General features: G+C 74.7%; 4 protein-coding genes. All 4 read right to left on the bottom strand.

What is annotated here, in order from left to right:
- The coding region (locus ACLEQD_RS42075; protein ID WP_410391566.1) for a tetratricopeptide repeat protein at positions 1–236 on the bottom strand (236 nt) is incomplete at its 3' end.
- Positions 233–1,156 carry a hypothetical protein gene (locus ACLEQD_RS42070; RefSeq protein WP_410391564.1) on the bottom strand — a complete coding sequence of 308 codons (924 nt, stop codon included), beginning with the start codon at positions 1,154–1,156 and terminating at the stop codon, positions 233–235. The genes ACLEQD_RS42075 and ACLEQD_RS42070, both read right to left, overlap by 4 nt.
- A complete protein-coding gene (locus ACLEQD_RS42065; protein ID WP_410391562.1) occupies positions 1,057–1,704 on the bottom strand; it encodes a hypothetical protein in 648 nt (215 codons plus the stop codon). The genes ACLEQD_RS42070 and ACLEQD_RS42065 overlap by 100 nt, the downstream gene beginning before the upstream one ends.
- Before the next feature lie 22 nt (positions 1,705–1,726).
- On the bottom strand, positions 1,727–2,043 hold a 317-nt coding region (locus ACLEQD_RS42060; RefSeq protein ID WP_410391560.1), incomplete at its 5' end, for a COX15/CtaA family protein.

Raw genomic sequence — 2,043 nt, 5'->3', positions numbered from 1 at the left:
CCCAGCAGCAGCAGCGGTTCGCCGGACGTCAGGCCGTCCGCGGCCGCGCGCAGCTCCGGCAGCGCGTCGTCCACCAGGCCCTGCTGGAGCAGGGCGGTGCCCAGCCCCAGGTGGGCCTGGCCATGGCCGGGCTCCAGGCGCAGGGCCTCCCGGTAGTTGAGCTCCGCGAAGTCCGCCCACCCCGCCCGGAGGGCCATGGCGCCCTGGGACCGGTAGTAGCCCCCCGGCGAGTTCACCCCGAAGTCCCGCAGCGGGCGCGACGCCCACGCGACGTAGGCGCGGCCAGCAGGGCGGTCACCCCGAGCACGCCCCAGCGCCGCGCCTGCGCCTGCCGCAGCAGCGCGACGGCGCCCGCCCCCGCGAGCGGCAGCAGCGCGGCCGCCAGCGGCAGGCGGTAGCGGGAGATGAAGGACGCGAGCACCAGCGTGGGCAGGGCCGCGGCGATGCCCAGGTACAGGGGCCACAGCTCGCGCCAGCGCGCGCGCGTCGCGACGGCGCCCACGGCGCCCAGCACCCCCAGCGCCCAGAAGGGCAGCGGCAGCGCGCGCAGCAGGCCCGACGTCTGCCGGTACAGCGCGACGTCCACGTTGTTGGGGATCTCGTCGCCGTGCAGCGAGTAGAGCACCTTCGCCAGGCTCAACCGGATGAAGCCCCACGGGGACGCGTGCGTCTGGATGGCTTCGCGCAGGGCGGGCAGCAGCCGGCCGTCCGACTTGATCAGGATGTCCGCGTAGCCCGGCCCGATGGAGAACTGGTACGGGCGCGAATCCGCCATGTGGTAGTACGCGAGCATCGACGTGCCGGAGCCGTTGAACTTCAGCCACGGCACGCCCACGAGCGCGTTGCGCGCCACCGCGGGCAGCAGCGTCACCGCCAGCCCCGCGAGCACCCGGCCCACGTCCCCCGCGCGGCAGCGCCGCGACGCCACCGCCCCCGCCAGCGCCAGCCCCACGAAGATGACGAAGGGCACCTTCACCAGCACGGCGAGTCCGGACAGGGCGCCGAAGAGGGTCCAGCGCCAGCCGCCCCGCTCCAGGGCCGCCACCAGCGCCGCCATCAGCGCCAGCGTGAACAGCACGATGAGCGAGTCTCGCAGCAGGGCGAACTCGTGGACGAGGAGCGGCGCGTACAAGAGCCCCAGCACCGCGGCCAGCACGCCCGCCGTCTCGCTGAAGAGCGCGCGCCCAGCCGGTACGCCAGCAAGAGGCCCAGCACGCCCAGCGCCAGCTGCCACGCGAAGACGAACGCGCCGGCCGGCCCGAAGGCGGCGCGGGTGAGCGCCACGAGGTAGGGGTAGAGCGGCTCCTGGAAGTACGTGGGCCCGCCCAGCCAGTGGTCCCACAGCGCGACGGTCATGCTCCGCGGGTCGTACGCCGTGTCCTTCGCCAGCCCCAGGTCCACCGGGTAGCTGGGGTGCTCGTTCATCACCTGCCTGGCCACCCGCCGCATCCACGCCGTCATCGGGTGGAGGGGGACGCGCTGGAGCCAGTCCCCGTCCGCCAGGTGCTGGGCCCACTGGGCGAAGAAGTAGTTGTCCGACGCGGGGTTCTGCTCGTGGACGTGCAGCAGCGGCCCCCCCGCCAGCTCCATCCCCACCATCACCCGCAGGAACACCGCCAGCAGCAGCAGCCCGCCCAGGACGCGGCGGCGGTGGCGCACGAGGAAGCCATCCAGGCGCTCGGTCAGGGGGGGAGGGGTCGTCATGGAGGGAGCGGTCACGGGGAGCCTATACCGGCTCCACGCGGGACGCAGGCCCGGCCGCGGGCTCCAGGCGCGGCGCGTCCTCCGCGAGCCCCGCCGCGCACAGCCGCACCACGCACATCCACACGCAGTCCGCGAGCAGCAGGTGCACGAGCTGCATGGCCACCGGCGCCAGCAGCACCAGGTTCACCACGCCCGCGCCCAGCTGCGCGACGTACACGCCGGTGAGCCACGCGGACGCACGCCGCACCTCCGGCGAGGGCCGCAGCCGCGCCACCAGGCGGCCGCCGAGGACGAGCAGCGCGCCCATGCCCACCGCGATGATGGGGTGGAGCACGCGCA

The sequence above is a fragment of the Corallococcus sp. 4LFB genome, from assembly GCF_046520365.1.
In the GTDB taxonomy this organism is placed as follows: domain Bacteria; phylum Myxococcota; class Myxococcia; order Myxococcales; family Myxococcaceae; genus Corallococcus; species Corallococcus caeni.
Note: the sequence above shows the minus strand (reverse complement) of the source record. Positions and strands in the feature narration are given on the sequence as shown.